The organism is Agrobacterium sp. El2ro-1b (assembly GCF_048298475.1).
Taxonomy (GTDB): domain Bacteria; phylum Pseudomonadota; class Alphaproteobacteria; order Rhizobiales; family Rhizobiaceae; genus Agrobacterium; species Agrobacterium fabrum.
This window is the reverse complement of sequence record NZ_CP103459.1, coordinates 838,980-857,444: the sequence shown is the minus strand read 5'-3', so window position 1 is coordinate 857,444 and position 18,465 is coordinate 838,980. Positions and strand designations below refer to the sequence as shown.

Sequence of the window (18,465 nt, the reverse complement as noted above, 5' to 3'; positions counted from 1 at the left end):
CATATATTCGCGCCCGGAAATCGGTATAAGGCTCCCAACGGCAAAGATGGCTAAGGAGAGGGTTTTGAGCGAGGCGAGGCAGGTCGCGATTATCGGCGGCGGGCCGGCGGGGCTGATAGCGGCCGAGATGCTCTCGTCCGCGGGTCATGCCGTGACGGTGTTCGAGGCTATGCCGACCGTGGCGCGCAAATTGCTGATGGCCGGAAAATCCGGTCTCAACATCACCCATGCCGAAGATTACGACAGTTTCCGCTACCGTTTTGGCGAGGCGGAACCGAGGCTGCGCGCCGCCCTTGATGATTTCACGCCTGAGAAGCTTCGCGACTGGGCTGAGCGGCTGGGGCAGGAAACATTCGTCGGCACCTCCGGCCGGGTGTTTCCCAGGGTGATGAAGGCGTCGCCGCTGTTGCGCGTCTGGCTTGCACGACTGGAAGCGCAGGGCGTTACCATCCGGACGCGACATCGCTGGACGGGTTTTTCCGGCGACCGGCTGGTGTTTGCAACGCCTGACGGCGAGGTCACCATCAAGGCCGATGCCGTGTTGCTGGCACTCGGCGGCGCGAGCTGGCCACGGCTCGGCTCCGATGCCGCCTGGGTGCCGATGCTGGCGCAGAAGGGTGTGGAGGTTTCCCCGTTCCGTCCCACCAATTGCGGTTTCGACGTCGATTGGAGCGATATTTTCCGAGAGCGTTTTGCCGGTGAGGCCGTGAAATCCACGGTGACGATTTCTCCGGCCGGAGCCTTTCAGGGCGAGTTCGTGATCACGAAACACGGCATAGAGGGCAGCGTGGTCTATGCCCATTCCGCCGCACTGCGCGACCGGCTGGAACAGGTGGGCGGCGCGGCGCTTGCGGTTGATCTTGCACCCGGACGCACGGTGGAACGGCTCAGCCGCGATCTGGAAAAGCTTGGGCGGAAGGAGAGTTTCGCAAACCGCATGCGCAAGGCCGCCGGCCTCTCCGCCGTCAAGGTCGGGCTGTTGCGGGAAATCTTCCCCGACATCGCGGCCATGCCGGATGAATTTGTCGCAGCGAGACTGAAACACCTGGAGATACCGCTCCTGCGGTCGCGGCCGATTGCCGAGGCGATTTCGGCAGCGGGCGGCGTCGCGTGGAGCGGTGTTGACGAGAACTATATGCTGAAAAGCATCCCCGGGCTATTTGTTGCCGGGGAAATGCTGGACTGGGAAGCGCCAACCGGCGGTTATCTCCTGACCGCCTGTTTCGCCACCGGCAAGGCGGCGGCGAAGGGTATGGCCGGGTGGCTTGAAGGTTCAGCCTGACAGCCGTTCCGCCATGCCGCCGTCCTCGCTATGCGCGGTCGTAACGAGGCAGCGCATGATGATGTCGGTGGTGACAGTGCCGAGCACCTTGCCATTTTCCCCGACAACCGTGGCGCTGCTGACATTTTCGCGGACCAGCGCGCGCAGGCCTTCCTCGACCGTCATATCCGCATCGAGCTGAAGGCGGGACTGGCCGGAAAATTCCGGCTGCACGATGGCGCCGAGGCGAATGACCCTGCCGCGATTGACCTCTTCCACGAAGGCCTCGATATAGCTGTCGGCTGGTGACATCACGATCTCGGCGGCCGTGCCCTGCTGGATGATCTCGCCGTCACGCAGGATGGCGATCTTGTCGCCAAGCCGAAGCGCCTCGTCGAGATCGTGGGTGATGAAGACCACGGTCTTCTTCAACTCCTTCTGCAATTCCAGCAGCACCGTCTGCATGTCGACACGGATCAGTGGATCAAGTGCGGAATAGGCCTCGTCCATCAACAGGATTTCGGCATTGTTGGTGAGCGCGCGGGCGAGGCCGACACGCTGCTGCATGCCGCCGGAAAGCTGGTTGGGATAATGGTTGGAAAAACCCTCAAGCCCCACGCGCCTGATCCAGACTTCGGCCCGCTCCTCGCGTTCGCGTTTGTCGATACCCTGCACCTCAAGGCCGTAGACGACATTCTGCAGCACGTTTCGATGCGGCAGCAGCCCGAATTTCTGGAATACCATCGCCGTCTTGTGGCGGCGGAATTCCAGAAGATCCGCTTCGTTGAGGCGACAGACATCGGTACCGCCATAGAGGATTTCGCCGGCAGTCGGGTCGATCAGCCGGTTGACGTGGCGGATCAGCGTCGATTTGCCCGAGCCGGAAAGGCCCATGATCACGGTGATCTGCCCGCCTGGCATGGTGATGTTGATGTCGCGCAGGCCAAGCACATGGCCATGCGTGGTGTTGAGCTCAGCCTTGGACATGCCGGCCTTCACGGCTTCGACATGATTTGCCGCCTTGGAGCCGAAAATCTTGTAGAGGCTGCGAATTTCGATCGATTGACTAGCCATGCGCCACTTCCCGGTGTTTTTGCAGACGAAGGCCGTAGGCCTGGCTGATGCGGTCGAAGATGATGGCGATGCCGACGATGGCAAGCCCGTTGAACACGCCGAGCGTGAAATACTGGTTGGCGATGGCCTTCAGCACCGGCTGGCCAAGACCTTGCACGCCGATCATGGAGGCGATGACGACCATGGCGAGCGCCATCATGATGGTCTGGTTGATACCGGCCATGATGGTGGGGAGTGCGAGCGGCAGCTGCACCTTGAACAGTTTCTGGCGCTTCGAGGATCCGAAAGCGTCGGCCGCCTCCAGCACGTCGTGGTCGACCATGCGGATACCGAGATTGGTCAGCCGGATCATGGGCGGAATGGCATAGATAATGACGGCGATGACGCCAGGCACGCGGCCGATGCCCAAAAGCATGACGACGGGAATGAGGTAAACGAAGCTCGGCATCGTCTGCATCACGTCGAGGACGGGATTGACCACGTTCTGCAGGCGGTTCGACCGTGCCATGGCGATGCCGATCGGCAACCCGATGACGATGGACATCACCGCGCAGACGAAGATCATCGAGACCGTCTTCATCGTGTCTTCCCACATGCCGAACCAGCCGATGGCGAAGAGAATACCGCAACACAGTGAAACGATGGTAGCGCTGCGGCTGGCAAACCAGGCGAGCGCGCCGACAATAAGAATAACGACCGGCCAGGGTGCGCCGATCAAAAGCCTTTCCGCCCAGATGAGAAAGCTCTGCAGGGGTGTGAACAGTCCCTCAATCGCGCCGCCATAGGTTCGGGTGAAGCCCCGGAATCCCTCGTCGATGATTTTTTTCAGCGCGCGCAGAGCATCGTCATTCATGGTCGGAAATTTGAAAAGCCATTCCATATCCTGTTCTCCATGAAGAACCGGAGGCGGGGATCGATGTCCTCCGCACTCCGGGAGTAAAATCGCCAGAGCGCCGCGCGTCCTTGAGGACACAGGGCGGAACGCTCTGTTGAACCGGCGCATCATCGCCCGGAAGCCGTCAGGCATTCCGGAGCCGATGCGGCGCGGCGTCGCCATTGGCGAACGCCGGTTGCCGGGCAGATATGTGAGGACGCGCTTTTAAAGGGCGGCCTTGACCTTTTCCGCGACTTCAGGAGAGACCCAGCCCTTCCAGAGGGCTTCGTTTTCCTTCAGGAATTGCTTGGCGCCGTCTTCACCGGTTGCCTGGTTGTCGGTCATCCAGGCGATCAGCTTGTTGACGGTGGCGTTGGTCCAGGCGCGCTTGTTGAGATAGTCCATGGCCGGGCCGGCACGGTCGGCAAAGCTCTTGCTGACGAGCGTCTGCACGTCATCCACCTGCCATGCATTTGGCTTCGGGTCCGGACAATCGGCAACCGAGGTGCAGCGCTTCCATTCGGCCGCATCATATTCGGTGCCGAAACCGAGCTTCACCATCTCATATTTGCCGAGCAACGATGTGGGGGCCCAATAATAACCGACCCATGGCTGCTTGGCTTCGTAAGCCTTGGCGATGGAACCGTCGAGGCCTGCGGCCGAGCCGGTATCGACGAGGGTGAAGCCAGCCTTTTCACCGCCGAAAGCCTTGAAGAGCTGTGCGGTGACAACAGTACCGCCCCAGCCCTGCGGGCCGTTGAACACGGCGCCCTTGGACTTGTCTTCCGGCGCGGGGAACAGTTCGGGGTGTTTGAAAAGGTCAGGAATGGTCTTGAGGTCAGGATTGGCATCGGCGAGATATTTCGGAATCCACCAGCCCTGGACGGCGCCGTCCGACAAAATCTTGGCGGCTGCGACCACCTTGCCGCCTTCCAGACCCCGCTTGACGATTTCCGGCTGCAGGCTGACCCAGGCCTCGGGGGCGATATCCGGCTGGCCTTTTTCGGACATGGAGGTCAATGTCGGCACGGTGTCGCCGGTCACGATTTCGGCGGAGCAACCATAGCCTTTTTCAAGAATGAATTTATCGAGATTGGCGGCGACTTCGGCGGATTGCCAGTTCATGCTGGCGATTGTCACGTTTCCACAGTCGGCGGCATAAGCCGCGCCGCCTGAAAAGGCGAAGCCGGCAGAAAGAATTGTGGCACCCAAAAGTATTTTCATTGTTGTTCCCTCTGGTCGCGGTGTGGCGAAGACCCGGGCGCTGACGGCACCGCGACCGCCAGCACCCTTATTGAGGCTTAATAATTCCTTTGTGGCCATTCCGTTTGCGGCAATTTCTGGCGTATTGAGGATGGCAATCCTCAAGCAAAGCCTCTTGTGAAGGGTTTTATTAGTGAAATTTTCGGTGCGAAGGCTCTGAATTTTCACGTTCTTTAGCGGTTGCGACACGAAATTTGTGACGCGGTGGAACTTTTTCGATTTTTTGAAAAACCTCTGGAACAATAAGCGGAAGTTTCTGTTTTCTTGGACTTTTCTCTCGTCGTGTATTACGGGAGGTTTCCTCTCGATTTGTGGTGATGTTGAATGACCAATCTTCGTGCTGCCCCGGTATGGCCGATCGGTGGCGGTGAAACGGGTGAGCTTGTGCGGAGCTTCGACTGGTCGAAGACATCGCTCGGTCCTATTTGCGACTGGCCGCCGCATCTGCGGCAGAAGGCCAACTCCGTCGTCAATTCCCCCATTCCACAGGTGCTGATGTGGGGACGCGACCATGTGATGATTTATAATGACGGCTATGCGGAGATTGCCGGTAATTATCACCCGAGGGCACTTGGCGGAACGGTGCCCGGCATCTGGCCCGAAATATGGGACTGGAACAGCCGCATCCTGGAAGCCGGTTTCCGCGGCGAGGTGATGGCCTATCGCGACCAGCCGATGACGCTGATGCGACATGGCGTGCCGGAAGAGGTGATCTTCGATCTGTTCTACACGCCGATCTATAACGAGGGCGGCACGGTGGACGGCGTTTTATGCACCGTGCTTGAAAATACCGATAAGGTGAGGGCGCTCGAGGCGCTTGAGCAGAGCCGCATGGAGCTTAGCCGGCTGACCAACGCGCTCCCTATTCTGGTCGGATATGTCGATCGTGATTACATCTATAAATTCGCCAATGACGGCTATTTGGAATGGTTCGGCCGCGGCGCTGAAGAGGTGATCGGCCGCAGCGTGCCCGATATCGTGGGCGAAGCGTTTTTCGCCGCCCGAAAACCCTATCTCGATCGTGCACTTGGCGGCGAGAACATCGTGTCCGACACGGTTATTCGCAGGCCTGACGGGACCATGCGCGCCGCGGAAATCCGCTACGTGCCGCGCTATGTGACTGACGGTTCCGTCGATGGCATCTATGTGCTCATCATTGACATCGAGGAGCGCAAGCGCTCCGAACAGGAAATCCTCATCAGCAACAACCGTTTCCGGGCGGCGGTGGAGGCTGTGCATGGCGTGTTGTGGACCAACAGCGCCGAGGGCAGGATGCTGGGCGATCAGCCTGCCTGGGCCGCGTTGACAGGCCAAACTCCTGAAGAATATAAAGATTTTGGATGGGCAGACGCGGTTCATCCGGACGATAGGCAGGGGTCTGTCGATAGCTGGAACAGGGCGGTCGCGGAAAAGTCGACCTATATCTGGGAACATCGGGTGCGTCGTCACGACGGTGTCTATCGCACTTTTGCCATCCGTGGCGTGCCTATCTTTAACAAGGAAGGCGCCATTGCCGAGTGGGTCGGGGTTCACACGGACATAACCGAGCAGCGGCAAGCCGAAGACACTCTCAAGGAGCATGCCAGCAATCTCGAGCGCGAAATTCGCCATCGCATCCGGGCGGAAGAGCAGCTTCGGCAATTGAACGAAGGCCTGGAAGCGCGTGTCGAGATGGAAATGGCGGAGCGCCGCCAGACCGAAAAGGCGTTACAGCAGGCGCAGAAGATGGAATCCATCGGCCAGCTGACGGGCGGCGTGGCGCATGATTTCAACAATCTTCTGCAGGTGATCGCGGGTAATCTGCAATTGCTGTCGAAGGATGTGATCGGCAATGAACGCGCCGAACGGCGGCTGGAAAATGCGCTAGCCGGTGTCCATCGTGGTGCAAAGCTCGCCAGCCAGCTGCTGGCCTTCGGCCGCCGGCAGGCGCTGGAGCCGCGCGTCATCAATATCGCCCGTTTCGTGACCGGCATGGATGATCTTTTGCGCCGTTCGATCGGCGAGGGGATAGAGGTGGAGGTCATTACGTCAGGTGGTCTCTGGAACACCTATGCCGATCCCAACCAGGTGGAGAATGCGCTGCTCAATCTCGCCATCAATGCGCGCGATGCCATGGAAGGGCATGGCAAGCTGACCATCGAAGTTGGCAATGCGGTGCTCGATCGTGATTATGCCCGCAAGCATTCCGAGGTTTCGGCTGGGCAATATGTGATGCTCGCCGTCACCGATACGGGATCGGGCATGTCGCCTGAGATTCTCGAAAAGGTCTTCGAACCGTTCTTCTCGACAAAACCGGAGGGCAAGGGCACCGGTCTCGGTCTTTCGATGGTCTATGGTTTCGCAAAACAATCGAGCGGCCACGTCAACATCTATAGCGAGGTGGGGCAGGGCACGACGGTGAAGATGTACCTGCCGCGCTCCGCTGCCGATGAGGACAGGGAAGTGGTGATGCCGACCGGTCCCGTCGAGGGCGGAACGGAAACCATTCTCGTGGTGGAGGATGACGAGGAGGTGCGCAACACCGTCGTCGAGACGCTTGGTGACCTCGGTTACCGGGTGCTGACCGCCCGTGATGCGCAGGCCGGCCTGACGGTGGTGGAAAGCGGCATTCCGATCGATGTCATCTTCACCGACGTGGTGATGCCGGGGCCGTTGAAAAGCCGGGAAATGGCACGCCGCGCGCAGGAGCGACTGCCCAACCTCGCCGTTCTCTTCACGTCCGGCTACACGGAAAACTCCATCGTGCACGGCGGCAAGCTGGATGCCGGGGTGGAGCTGCTGTCCAAACCCTATACACGCGAAGCGCTCGCACGGCGCATTCGCCATGTGATCGCCAATCGCAAGCAGGTATCGCTGTCGAGAGCACAATCGGCGGCCACGAGCGGTTATTCCAAACCTTCGCGAACCGCGAGCGCGGTGGACAGTGAAAACAGGTCTATCCGCGTGCTGCTGGTCGAGGACGATGAGCTGATCCGGATGAATTCGACGGAGATGCTGTCGGAAAGCGGCTTTGCCGTCGTCGAGGCGGGAAATGCCGCGCAGGCGCTGAAGGTGATCGAGGCGGACCCGATAGACGTTCTCGTGACAGATCTCGGCCTGCCCGACATGAAAGGCGGCGAGTTGGCGGCGGAGGCCCTGCGCCGCAAGCCGGGCCTTGCCATCGTGTTTGCGACGGGCGACAGCCATCTGCCGGAAGGGGCGCCCGAAAGCGCGGTGCTGCTGACCAAGCCCTATGACGAGCAGCAGATCGTCTCGGCCGTCGAACAGGCCCATACGGCAAAGGCGACGGGGGCGGAATAGGCCGCCCGCCGTCTTGTCGCCGGCTCAGTAACCGCGGATCATGTCGACCGTGTCCGGTAGCCTGCCGGTCTCCCGCCAGATGCGGACGTTCCCCGCCACGATGCGGGCCGAACTCTCCCGGCTTGTCGGCGCGGAAATATGCGGCAGGACGGTGACTTTCGGGTGCCGCCAGAATGACGAAGCCGGGAGCAGTGGCTCCTGTTCGAAGACATCGAGGACGGCGTGGGAAATCCGGCCGGAATCGAGCGCAGCGAGTAGGTCGTCAGCGACGATGACGGCGCCACGGGCGAAATTGATGAGTGCAGCCCCCTGTTTCATCATGGCGAGACGTCCGGCATCGAGAAGGCCGCGCGTCGCATCGGTGAGTGGCACGAGGCAGACGAGAATGTCGCTTTTTTCGAGCAATGCCTGCAGCCCGTCATCGCCCTTCAGTGTTTCCACACCCGCAATTGCCTTTTCCGAACGGCTCCAGCCAGCGACGTTGAAACCGGCATGGGTGAGGCGCTCGGCCGCCGCCGTTCCGAGCGCCCCAAGGCCGAGCAGGCCGATGGTCATCTCGCCGGGATGGCGGTAGTCCAGCTCCTGCCAGAGCGCCTTTTCCTGGTTCTCTCGATAGGCCGGCATGTCGCGCTGCAGATAATAGGTCCATGCGAGCACGGCTTCCGCCATCACACGGGAAAGCTCGGGGTCCTTCAATCGAACGATGGGCGGAGCTTTCTCACCCAGTTCCAGCACCAGCCGCTCGACACCCGCCCACAGGCTGTGGATCCATGTGAGGCCCGGAAGTGCGGCAATATCGGCGGGATCGGGATTGGCGACGATGGCGAAATCCACCCGGCTTTTCTGTTCCGCGCTCAATTCGGAAAAGGAAAGGATGTCCTCTTCCGGCATGGCGGCGCGCAGCGCCTGTTTCCAGACGGCTTCCGTTTCCGCATTCATCCGCGAAACAAAGGCGATGGGTGATGGCATGAGATTGGTCCTGCTTGCGATTTGGCTTTCCGCCATCAATGCGCATTTCGCCGGGTAATGCCATTGGTTTGTCGATCGTACCCTCGCAGAAAAAAGGCCCGGTTTTCACCGGGCCTTTTCATGATCAGGCATCTTCCTTCACGGGCGGTTTTGCGTCGCCGTAATAGGCCGAGAATTTCTCGTGATAATGCTCCGAACCGCCGGGGCCGGCATAACGCTGCAATTCCGTCATGTCGGTCTTGTTGAGCACGATGCCAAGCGTCTTGTTGGCGATCTGCGGTTCGTTGGCCATCAGGTTCTGCACCATCTGAATCGGCGTTTTGCCCCATTCGGTCACGAAGACGAAGCCGTCCACCTGCGGCGCAAAGGCTTTGGCGTCGATCACGGGAACGACGGGCGCAAGGTCAACGATGATGTAATCGCAGGCTTCGCGTGCAGAATCGATGAATTTGCGCATGCCGGAAGAGGAGAGCAATTCACTCGAATGGGCGAACTGGTTGCTGGTAGAAACAGGCAGAATACCCATCTTGGTGCGCGTATCCACCTTCACCGCCTGCGTCCACGGAACTTCATCGAGCACGACTTCCACCAGACCGGCGGATTGGCGTGTCGTCAGCATGCGGCTGAGGCCGGGATTGCGGATATCGGCGTCCACGACAAGCGTGCGTTTGCCTGTCGAGGCGATCAGCCCGGCGAGGTTGAGTGCCACGACCGACTTGCCTTCGTTCGGCAGGCAGGAAATGACGCCGATAACCCGGCACTGGCGTTCCTGAATGACGACATCCGCCGTCAGCTTCACGTTGCGCAGCGTTTCGGCGAAACTGGAGCGCGGGCTGTCGACGGCAAGGCGCAGCATTTTCTGGAAGGAGACCTGCCCGCTTTCGTCAAGCGTGGCATTCTCGCCGCCGGGGGTAGCGGCGTTGTTGCCGGTCTTGGCATTTTCCACGCCTCTTTCACCGATGAAGGGCAGATAGCCCAGGAAACGCATGCGCAGATTGTCCCGCACATCATTGCCGGTGTGGAAGAAGCGATCGCGGAATTCCAGAAGTGCGGCGATACCGCCACCCAGCATCAGGCCGAGGATGACCGAAAGCGCCATTGTCATGGTCTTTTTGGGGCTGGAAGGCGAGGTCGGCAGGCCTGCTTCGGAGATGATGCGGGCCTTGGCGATCGGCAGCGACTGTTTCTGCGAAGCCTCCTCGAAACGGCCGAGATAGGACTGGTAGAGGGTGCGTAGTGCCGTTGCCCGCTGCTCAAGTTCGCGCAGCTGCACCATGGTGATATTGGCTTCGGAATTGCGGCCAGCCACTTTGTCGATATTGTCGCGCAGCGACTGTACGCGGGAATTTGCGACGTCATATTCGTTCTTGAAGCTGCCGGTCAGCTGCTGCAATTCCTGGAAGATCTGCTGCGATAATTCCTTCTTCTCGGCGTCAAGCGCGCTTGCCTGCGGGTGATCTGCACCGAACTGCTGGACGATACCCCGCTGTCGATCGGAAATCGTGATGTAGCGCTTGCGCAGATCCTGAATGACCGAATTGTCGGTGTCACGAGCAGATACGACGGCGTTGTCGACGGCCGTTTCCGGTCCACGGTCGATGATCGATTTATACTGGCTGTAACGGGCAGATGCCGTGGCGGCATCGGCCTGCGCGGCGATGAGCTGGCCGTTAAGATCGGCAAGCTGGCTTTCCGACATCAGTTCGCCGCGTGAAGACACGATATTGTTGTCTGACCGGTATTTCTGGACGGCAAGCTCGGCCGCCTGGGCGCGCTGGTTGAGGTCGGTCATGCGCTCCTGCAACCACACGGAGGCGCGTTCGCTGGCGTCGAAATTGGCGTTCAGCTGTTCGGTCAGGTAGGCCTGCGCATAGGTCTTGGCGATCTGCGCGGCGAGCTGCCGGTCGGTCGAGCGGGTTGAGATGGCGATGACCGAGCTGCGGCCGACACGTTCCACCGTCAGCGACTGCTGCAGTACGGCGGCTGCCTTTTCGCGGCGTCCGGCGCGGATCGCGGCTTCGGAGACCGGTGGATCGCCCGGCAGGACGAGATCGAGGATGCCGCGCACGGAAGATTTGACGAGTTCGACCGGCGACATCGGCGGATTGACGATGGTATCGTTCTCGTCAAGCTTTGCCTTGTCGACCACCGTCAGCGCCATTTCCTTGGATTTGAGGATTTCCACGGCGCTGGCTATGCGGTTGTCGACGATCTGCGCGGCCGGCACCGGAGATTCCTCTTCCGCGTAACGGGAAAGGCTTTCATCCAAGAGCACCTGCGTCATCGCGGTGTAAACGGGGGTCGCGAGCACTAGATAAAGGCCGGCGAGGACGACGGCGGCAATGACGGAGACGGCAATGACATTGGCACGACGCACCACGGCGGCCCACAGGCGGTCGAGGTCGATGAACGTGTCGGAATCCTTGCCGGATTCCGGAAAACCAATATTTGATTTAAAGGTCTTGTGGTGCATGGACCTACCTTGTGAATTAAAAATGGTACGCGGGAAGCCGAGCATCGCTCGCCTTCCCGCCTCCCGTTATCGATGCGCCGGCCGCCTCCCCGGTGGCGCGATGAACGTCAGGCCGCCTGGACGCGGCTTTCGTGGTTTGCAATCAGTTCCTTCACCGAAGCGAGGACCTGGGCTTCCATATCCGAACGCATCAGCGAGAAGGCGACGTTGGCGGCAATGAAGCCCTGCTTGCTGCCGCAATCAAAGGTGCGGCCCGAATATTTCTGCGCGTGGAACGGCTGCTTTTCAGCAAGTCGCTTCATGCCATCGGTCAACTGAATCTCATTGCCCGCGCCGCGTTCCTGCCTGGCGAGAATATCGAAGATTTCCGGCTGCAGGATATAACGGCCGTTCAGATAATAATTCGAAGGCGCCTTGGACGGTTCCGGCTTCTCGACCATTTCAGTGACGGAAAAGCCGTGATTGACCTTCTGGCCGACGCCGACCACGCCATAGGACGAGACTTCTTCCGGCAGGCATTCCTCGACGCCGAGAATATTGCCGCCGACTTCGTCGTAAAGCTCCATCAGCCCGGCAATGCAGCCGCGTGCACCATAGGACACCATATCAGGCAACAGCAGGGCGAAAGGCTCCTTGCCCACCAGTTCGCGCGCACACCACACGGCGTGGCCGAGACCGAGCGGCACCTGCTGGCGGGTGTAGCTGACCGTGCCGGCAACCGGCAGCATCTTTTCCAGCTGCAGCACCTGCACGGTCTTGCCCGAGCGGGTGAGCGTGTTGATGAGTTCGGGTGCGCTGTCGAAATAGTCCTCGATGGCGGTCTTGTTGCGGCTGGTGACGAAAATAATGTGTTCGATGCCGGCCTGCATGGCCTCGTCGACAGCATATTGCACGACCGGCCGATCGACGATCGTCAGCATTTCCTTTGGCATCGCCTTGGTGGCGGGCAAAAACCGCGTGCCGTTGCCGGCTACCGGAATGACGGCTTTTCTGACAGTTCTGTTCAGGTCCATCGTGTTCTCCTTCATCAAGGTTTGATCTGTCCCCAGTCCCCGCGCAGAGGTCGTCCGCGCGCAAATTTCACGAAATCTGCCTTCTCACCCCTGTATTTTTGCCGCAGGCGCAAACATCGCGTCCCGCAGCCTCCTCAGCCGCACTGCAATCGGCATTCGCAAATGCCCCAGCACGGCGGGATCCCTGATCGTGGTTTTCAAGGCGCCGAGTAGCGAGCGGCGCTTGATGTTTTCCACCAATGTCAAAAAATTATGCGCCAGCTGCAGGCTGCGGGCTCTCGCCTGCTGCGCATCCATGGCGGCAGGCAGCAAGGTGTAATGGCTCAGGAACTCCTGATCCGCCCGCATCATCGCCTCGACGTGATGAAGTTCGAGCACACGCGAAATCGAGCCTTCGCGGATATTGTAGATATAACCCGGCTTTGGTTCGATGACACAGAGACCGCCGGCCGCAAGCGCTGAGGCGAGCAAGATATAATCCTCGCCGATGCGGATATCCTCGCGGAAGCGCAGCCCCTCATTATTGAGGAAGTTGCGCAGGAACATCGGTTTCATATAGCCGAAGTTGAACGTGGAGCGGAACAGGATGTTGGAGGAAATGAAGTCTTCGAGCGTGAGAACCGCTCGTTCCTCCAGAAATTCTTCCGGAAACATCGTCTCCATCGGCCTGCCGTCGGTGTAGACGACATCGAGATTATCGACCGCGATGACCGCATTGGCGGCTTCCGCCCGGCACATCATGCAGGCTGAGCGCTCCGGGCGGATAACATCGTCGGAATCAAGCACGGCGATCCAGCGCCCGGTCGCGGCTTCGATGCCGGCATTGCGGGCGCCGCCCGGACCACGGTTTTCTTCGAGCGCAAGCAGGCGAACACGCGGATCGATGGCGGCAATCGCCTCCACGAGCGGGATGGTATCGTCAGCGGAACGGTCGTCTACGACGATCACTTCCAGCGTCACGCCCCTCTGGTCGAGCGCGCTTTGAACGGCGGCTTCAATGGTATCGGCGGCATTATAGGCGGCGATGACGAAGCTGATATCGGGTGGCGAGGCAAGATTCTCCATCAGGTCGCCTCCACCGCGCCATATTGACGGATTTCACGCACGCCGAAGGCGCCGCTCATCGAGCCCATATGCAACGCGCCACGCAGCGCATAACGATTGCGGCGCACGGCGTTGAAACCGTTCAGCGCGGCAAAGACGCCGCAATAAAGTACCTTTGCGCCAGCCTTGATGACCTGAACCACGCGGCGAGCACCGGGCTTTTTTTCGGCCAGCACGCGGCCATGGGTCTGGCCGGAACGAAAGCGGCGCTTGGCAAGCCACATGAAGCTCGCCCGGTTTTCCGGAACCGGCTCCGACAGCACGGCATCCTCCGCAAAGACGATGCCGCCGCCGGCGGCGTGTAGATGCGAGAAGAAATGCGTGTCTTCACCGCCGCTCTGGCCGAGCGCCAGGGCGAAGCGCCGGCCCTTCACCGCGGGCGCTTCCATCTTGAGAAGCGTGTTGCAGGTGTAACCGGTGATGATCTCGCCATTCACCCAGACCGGCACGGTGGAGTGGAAATCGCCGCGTTTCATCCAGGCCGGGGCATTGTCCCGGTACACCGCCGTCACGGGGCCGAGAACGGTTTCCGCACCGGTTTCGTCGGCCTTTTTAAGAAGGGCGGCGAGCCAATGTGGCGGGGCGGTTTCGTCATCATCGATGAAAGCGAGATAGTCCGCCGTGCATTCCGACAGGCAGGCATTGCGGGCAATCGAAATATTCGATTTTGGGCAATGCACATAGGTAATCTCGAAGGGGGCGGTTTCGCGCAGGCGATCAACGCTCGCCTTGGCGCTCGGCTGCTCGTCATTATCGGCAACGATCAAGCGAACTTTCACGCCTTCCGGCACGTCCAGCTCGAAGAGTGACAGAAGTGTGGCGACCAGCGCCGGGCGTCTGTAGGTGCAGATGCCGATATCGACGGTTTTCGAATCATGCAGGCGGGTGACGGTGTTGTCGGTCATGAGACAGCCTTTCTTCCCCGGAATTTCAGGAGTTCCAGCCAGAAGCCGGTGGACCAGGCCAGATGCATCACCATTGCCGAAAAGGCGGCGAGGGGGCCGTATGGGTTTTTCTGACCTATTGCCATCCACAAGCCATACCCCACACATGCGGCGATCCAGAGGCCGAGCGGAATAAGTGCCGCCCAATGCACGAGCGACAGCAGTGCAAACAAGAATACCGGCAGAACCGCGAGCGGAATCATCTGGCGGATTTTCGGGATAGAGCGATGTTTCAAGAGGTTCTTCGCGCGGCCGCGGCCGTAGGCGAGATATTGCCTGAAGAGCGGCATGACGCTGGCGCGCGGGTAATAGGTCATGCGGGTCTTGTCGGTCATCCAGATGCGGAAACCGGATTTGCGCAGCCGGAAATCCAGTTCGGCATCCTCGTTGTGGCTGAAGCTCTCGTCGTAACCGCCGACCGCATCGAAGGCGGCAATCCGCATCAAGGCGTGGTGGCCATGGTCGATCCAGTGGCCCTTGGCGCCTTCCCGGTGCTTGGAGCCGCCATTGCCGAGCTTGGAATTCTGCGCGATGGCCGTTGCCTTCTGAAACAGACCATGGCCGACCGTATCCATGGCGACGACGACGGAATCCGCACCGATACGATCCGCATCCTCGATCAGCCGCTGGCAATAATCGTCCGGATAGTCGCCATGGGCATCGATGCGGATGAGGTAATCGAAATCCTCGCCGAAGGTGGCGACGGCAAGGTTGATGCCGGCGCTCTGAATGCGTTTCGGATTGGCAAGCAGCGTGACGCGGTCATCCGCCGCCGCAAAGGCGGAAACGATATTGCGGGTTCCATCCGTGCTGCCGCCATCGGCAACGACGATGCGGAAAAGACGCCCCTGCATCGCGCCGGTGAATTTGACAAGCAGTCCCTCGATCGTCTTTGCCTCGTTGAGGCAAGGAATGACGATCAGCGTTTTGATGCCGGAATGACCAAGACCTTCCATGATTTGCCCCCTACGCACTACACGGGTGAAAACTGCGCTTCACGGGCGTGGCCGGAAGCGGATTTGGAAAGCGAGGACAAGTGCTGCACCAGCTGACGGCAATCGTCGCGGTCCGTCAGCCATTGTTTCCTGTCGATTGCCGAGAGGGTATTGAAGGCCTCCGCATAGGTTTGCGGTGTCATCTGGCCGAACAGGGCGGCGAGATCGTCCGGGCGTGCATGTTGCAGGACAAAGCTGATATCGCGTTTTTCGATGAAACGGGCGGTTTCCGTGCCGGCAAGCGCAATCGGCAGGGTGCCGTAAAGGCAGCCCTCATAAAGCCGGTTGGGCAATAGCCAGCTCGAATTCTGGCCCTCCTCGAAAAAGTCGATCGCCCAGGTGAACTGCACCTCGTTGTAGATGGCGGCCAGATCCTCGGGGTTTTTGTAAGGCCCATGGAAATGCACATGCGGGGCGGCAGCCACAAAACCGTCGAAATCGGCAAACTCCGAATAGGCCGGCCGGCCGCGCAGGATGATTTCGACCCTGCCTTCCATGCGCTTCGCAAAGTCGGCGAGGATTTCGAGTGATTTGCGGCAGCGAAGTGCGCCGAACCAGCCGATTTTCCACGGTTCTCCGGGAGCAGGTGCGCGTGGTTGCGGCGTGGCGGCAAAGGTGGCGTCGAGCGCCAGCACCTTGTTTTCCTGCAGAAGGACGGGAAGGTTAAGGCCGGAGACGGGCTTGAAATAATGCTCCACGAAGGCCGGAGAACTCGTCACCAGCAGCTTGGCGTCGCGGGCGAAATAACGCTGCGCAGCATTCAGCATCTGCCCGGGCTTGCCCTTGTTGAGAAGCAGGCGGTGAATGTCGAGACATTCGTAGACCAGCGCTGGCTGGCGGTCGTAAAGCGACATGGCTCGCTTCGCCAGAGCCAGCATTTCGAGGTTCCTGGCGAGAATGACGTCGGGTGCTGGAATGTCGCTCAATGTCTTGCAGAGCGAAAGGCTGGCTTTCGCCACCGCCGCCAGGCGCTGCAAAAACTGCCCGTCGGCGGTTTCCCCCAGCACAACGGGAACGACCCCCTCGATCTCGGCCAGCCGGTTCTGTCCGCGCCGGAAACCTGCCAGCGTGACCCGTGCCCCGCCCGCAAGCAGGGTCAGCACCCGCCGGCGAATGGCGGGGTCCGACAAATCATGCGCGAGATAAAGAACATGGGTCATGCGGGGTTCCGGTTGGTTCGCGGGTCAAAGACGCCGCAGCACAGGTTTTGGTTCAAAAAAATCCGGTCAATTAAGCGCGCAGGCGATGCTTTCGGGAAACTGGCATTTGTCCCCAAGCGCGGTGAACGCGAAGCGGTCGACGACCATCTGTGATGGCCCGGCATAAGCAAACTTGCCCATCCAGTCTTTCAGCGTATCGGTGCCCCACAGGCTGAAGAAGATCTTCTGGGCGTTCTGGGGAATTTTCGTCTCGTCCGTCACTTCATGGACGAGCTTGCCGTTGACGTAGTAACGCAGGCGCTGCGGTTCCCAGACGAAAGCGTAGTCGTTGAACCCGGCATCGGCGCCACCTTCTACCGGCACCAGCTTCTCATTGCCGCCCTTGGCAGCAATATACTGGTTGAGCTGGACCTTGCCGGTATTTTTGCCCAGAACCTCGAAGTCGATTTCGTCATGCGGTTTCTTGTCGGTCGGGCCAATATAGGTGAAGAAAGCGGAGTTCAATCCTGTTCCGGTGGCGGCTTTCATGCGCGCCTCATAGGTGCCGTAACGATAACGGCCCTTGGTCTGGATTTCTCCGCAGGCAAAGTTGCGCTCGCCGAGTTTTTGCTGATCGAAGCCAAGCGTCAGCTGACCGTTTTCCACGGTCGCCAGCTTCTTCGACCAGGTGCAATTCTGATGCGCGCCGTTGTTCCAGCCGTCGGAAACGTACCAGAAGCTTCTGTCCATCTGGTCGAAGTTCTCGATGAAGGATGTGCCATTGCCTTCCTGCGCGTGGATCGGTGTTGCGAGAGCCGTGGCCGAGAGGGCTGCGGCAAGAAAAATGCGTGTCTGAACGCGGGTGACAAATGTTGTCATTGGTTCACCTCTGTCGTTGCGAATAAAGCGTTTCGGATGTGGGCGGACCGATGATGGAACTGCGTTTGTTCGCAACATCGGCTTTCGCCCTGCGTTTGGCGTTGCGGCTTCCCGTCAGCACGCCATAGATGGCCGGCAGGTATTTGCGGGTCTGGGCATTGCTGATCACTAGAATGACGAAGGCGGAAAGCGTCGCGCTGATATAGAAGGCGGGGTAAAAGTCCGGTCCGCCCCGGTTCCACACCATCCACATGATGACGAGCAGCGGATAGTGGGCACAGAATATCCAGAAGCTCAGGCTGCCGGTGTCGGCAAGCCGCTGGCCAAGCCGGCTGCGGATGAGGATGGAAGAAGAGACCCAGAAACCGAGCGCACCGAAGACGGCGAGCAGATTGCGCGACATGTTGAGCCAGAAGGTGAATTCCGGGCCGGTGAAATAAAGGCCGGTCGCCAGCATGGCGGAGGCGGCGAAGGTCAGCACCATGATCGGCAGGGCATAGGGATCGAGCGCCTTGACATCGACCCGGTGCAGCGCGAGCGCAATGCCGAGCGAAAAGCTGAAGAGGATCGATTTTTTCTGGACGATGAAGATCGTCAGATCTGGCATCGCCGTGATGATGAGCAGGATCGCCAGTGTCGGCAGCGCGAAACGGCGCATCAGAAAGGCAAGCACGGGCGACAGCAGGATGCAGACGAAGAGATCGCGCAGGAAATACAGCGGCACATTCACCGGCAACTCTTCTAGCGCCGTTCCGTGGCTGATGATTTCACGCGGGCTGGCGTTCCAGAGATCGGGGAAATAACCCACACCGACATCGAACAGCTGCACCAGCAGCACAACGGCAAACAGCGCACCATTCCATAGCAGGAAGGGTAAAAGCACGGTTTTCGACTTCGAACGGATCGTTGCCGGATAGTCGAAACTGCTCATGCCGCGACGAAACAGCAGGTAACCGGATATCGCGCTGAGACAGGGCACGCCGATACGGAACAGCGCATCGCCCAGGAAAACCCGCAGCCAGTCGAAGAAGCCGTAGAGGCCGAGAAACGGGCTCGTTTCGGCATCGTGCGGCACATGCACGAACACGATCCCCGAGATCAACAATATGCGCATCAAATTGATACGGGAGGATAGGTTCTGATCGACAGTCACATCAGTCACCCCTATTTGGCGGCG

Annotated in this window: 14 protein-coding genes; 2 read left to right on the top strand and 12 right to left on the bottom strand. The window is 59.8% G+C overall.

The window, feature by feature from the left end:
* Positions 1-46: 46 nt before the first annotated feature.
* Positions 47-1,282 (top strand): TIGR03862 family flavoprotein, encoded by a 1,236-nt coding sequence (locus tag NYR50_RS18150; RefSeq protein WP_174011034.1) that lies wholly within the window; start codon positions 47-49, stop codon positions 1,280-1,282.
* Here NYR50_RS18150 and NYR50_RS18145 read toward each other — a convergent pair.
* The 3 genes from NYR50_RS18145 to NYR50_RS18135 all read right to left on the bottom strand — a co-directional run bounded on the left by NYR50_RS18145 (position 1,274) and on the right by NYR50_RS18135 (position 4,433).
* Positions 1,274-2,335, bottom strand: coding sequence for a quaternary amine ABC transporter ATP-binding protein (locus NYR50_RS18145; RefSeq protein WP_174011036.1), 1,062 nt, complete (start codon positions 2,333-2,335; stop codon positions 1,274-1,276). The genes NYR50_RS18150 and NYR50_RS18145 overlap by 9 nt on opposite strands.
* Positions 2,328-3,215: an ABC transporter permease gene (locus NYR50_RS18140; RefSeq protein ID WP_174011038.1), complete on the bottom strand. Its 888-nt coding sequence runs from the start codon at positions 3,213-3,215 to the stop codon at positions 2,328-2,330. Before NYR50_RS18140 ends, NYR50_RS18145 begins: the two co-directional genes overlap by 8 nt.
* Positions 3,216-3,434: 219 nt before the next feature.
* A complete protein-coding gene (locus NYR50_RS18135; protein WP_174011040.1) occupies positions 3,435-4,433 on the bottom strand; it encodes an ABC transporter substrate-binding protein in 999 nt (332 codons plus the stop codon).
* 363 nt (positions 4,434-4,796) lie between these two features.
* On the opposite strand from NYR50_RS18135, the gene NYR50_RS18130 reads away from it, so the two are divergent.
* Entirely contained in the window at positions 4,797-7,772 is a 2,976-nt protein-coding gene (locus NYR50_RS18130) for a PAS domain-containing protein (RefSeq protein WP_174011047.1), read from the top strand.
* A 24-nt stretch (positions 7,773-7,796) separates the two neighbouring features.
* On the opposite strand, the gene NYR50_RS18125 is transcribed toward NYR50_RS18130, so the two are convergent.
* The 9 genes from NYR50_RS18125 to NYR50_RS18085 all read right to left on the bottom strand — a co-directional run bounded on the left by NYR50_RS18125 (position 7,797) and on the right by NYR50_RS18085 (position 18,441).
* Positions 7,797-8,741: a 2-hydroxyacid dehydrogenase gene (locus NYR50_RS18125; protein ID WP_174011049.1), complete on the bottom strand. Its 945-nt coding sequence runs from the start codon at positions 8,739-8,741 to the stop codon at positions 7,797-7,799.
* Positions 8,742-8,865: 124 nt separating this feature from the next.
* Entirely contained in the window at positions 8,866-11,214 is a 2,349-nt protein-coding gene (locus tag NYR50_RS18120) for a polysaccharide biosynthesis tyrosine autokinase (RefSeq protein ID WP_174011051.1), read from the bottom strand.
* A 107-nt stretch (positions 11,215-11,321) separates the two neighbouring features.
* Positions 11,322-12,227, bottom strand: coding sequence for a UTP--glucose-1-phosphate uridylyltransferase (locus tag NYR50_RS18115; protein ID WP_006313752.1), 906 nt, complete (start codon positions 12,225-12,227; stop codon positions 11,322-11,324).
* Between the two features lie 84 nt (positions 12,228-12,311).
* Positions 12,312-13,292 (bottom strand): glycosyltransferase family 2 protein, encoded by a 981-nt coding sequence (locus tag NYR50_RS18110; RefSeq protein ID WP_174011053.1) that lies wholly within the window; start codon positions 13,290-13,292, stop codon positions 12,312-12,314.
* Positions 13,292-14,236, bottom strand: a complete 945-nt coding sequence (locus tag NYR50_RS18105; RefSeq protein ID WP_174011054.1) for a glycosyltransferase — start codon at positions 14,234-14,236, stop codon at positions 13,292-13,294. The genes NYR50_RS18110 and NYR50_RS18105 overlap by 1 nt, the downstream gene beginning before the upstream one ends.
* Positions 14,233-15,231 carry a glycosyltransferase family 2 protein gene (locus NYR50_RS18100; protein ID WP_174011056.1) on the bottom strand — a complete coding sequence of 333 codons (999 nt, stop codon included), beginning with the start codon at positions 15,229-15,231 and terminating at the stop codon, positions 14,233-14,235. The genes NYR50_RS18105 and NYR50_RS18100 overlap by 4 nt, the downstream gene beginning before the upstream one ends.
* A 17-nt stretch (positions 15,232-15,248) precedes the next feature.
* Complete coding sequence (locus NYR50_RS18095) at positions 15,249-16,430, bottom strand: glycosyl transferase family 1 (protein WP_418137771.1); 1,182 nt, start codon at positions 16,428-16,430, stop codon at positions 15,249-15,251.
* A gap of 66 nt (positions 16,431-16,496) precedes the next feature.
* Positions 16,497-17,288, bottom strand: a complete 792-nt coding sequence (locus NYR50_RS18090; protein WP_174011060.1) for a glycoside hydrolase family 16 protein — start codon at positions 17,286-17,288, stop codon at positions 16,497-16,499.
* Between the two features lie 4 nt (positions 17,289-17,292).
* Entirely contained in the window at positions 17,293-18,441 is a 1,149-nt protein-coding gene (locus NYR50_RS18085) for an acyltransferase family protein (RefSeq protein WP_211398696.1), read from the bottom strand.
* Positions 18,442-18,465 lie beyond the last annotated feature (24 nt).

Excerpts from the sequence above, each read along its gene's own strand:
- NYR50_RS18150 (WP_174011034.1), top strand. The coding sequence starts at position 47 with ATGGCTAAGGAGAGGGTTTTGAGCGAGGCGAGGCAGGTCGCGATTATC.
- NYR50_RS18145 (WP_174011036.1), bottom strand. The coding sequence starts at position 2,335 with ATGGCTAGTCAATCGATCGAAATTCGCAGCCTCTACAAGATTTTCGGC.
- NYR50_RS18140 (WP_174011038.1), bottom strand. The coding sequence starts at position 3,215 with ATGGAATGGCTTTTCAAATTTCCGACCATGAATGACGATGCTCTGCGC.
- NYR50_RS18135 (WP_174011040.1), bottom strand. The coding sequence starts at position 4,433 with ATGAAAATACTTTTGGGTGCCACAATTCTTTCTGCCGGCTTCGCCTTT.
- NYR50_RS18130 (WP_174011047.1), top strand. The coding sequence starts at position 4,797 with ATGACCAATCTTCGTGCTGCCCCGGTATGGCCGATCGGTGGCGGTGAA.
- NYR50_RS18125 (WP_174011049.1), bottom strand. The coding sequence starts at position 8,741 with ATGCCATCACCCATCGCCTTTGTTTCGCGGATGAATGCGGAAACGGAA.
- NYR50_RS18120 (WP_174011051.1), bottom strand. The coding sequence starts at position 11,214 with ATGCACCACAAGACCTTTAAATCAAATATTGGTTTTCCGGAATCCGGC.
- NYR50_RS18115 (WP_006313752.1), bottom strand. The coding sequence starts at position 12,227 with ATGGACCTGAACAGAACTGTCAGAAAAGCCGTCATTCCGGTAGCCGGC.
- NYR50_RS18110 (WP_174011053.1), bottom strand. The coding sequence starts at position 13,292 with ATGGAGAATCTTGCCTCGCCACCCGATATCAGCTTCGTCATCGCCGCC.
- NYR50_RS18105 (WP_174011054.1), bottom strand. The coding sequence starts at position 14,236 with ATGACCGACAACACCGTCACCCGCCTGCATGATTCGAAAACCGTCGAT.
- NYR50_RS18100 (WP_174011056.1), bottom strand. The coding sequence starts at position 15,231 with ATGGAAGGTCTTGGTCATTCCGGCATCAAAACGCTGATCGTCATTCCT.
- NYR50_RS18095 (WP_418137771.1), bottom strand. The coding sequence starts at position 16,430 with ATGACCCATGTTCTTTATCTCGCGCATGATTTGTCGGACCCCGCCATT.
- NYR50_RS18090 (WP_174011060.1), bottom strand. The coding sequence starts at position 17,288 with ATGACAACATTTGTCACCCGCGTTCAGACACGCATTTTTCTTGCCGCA.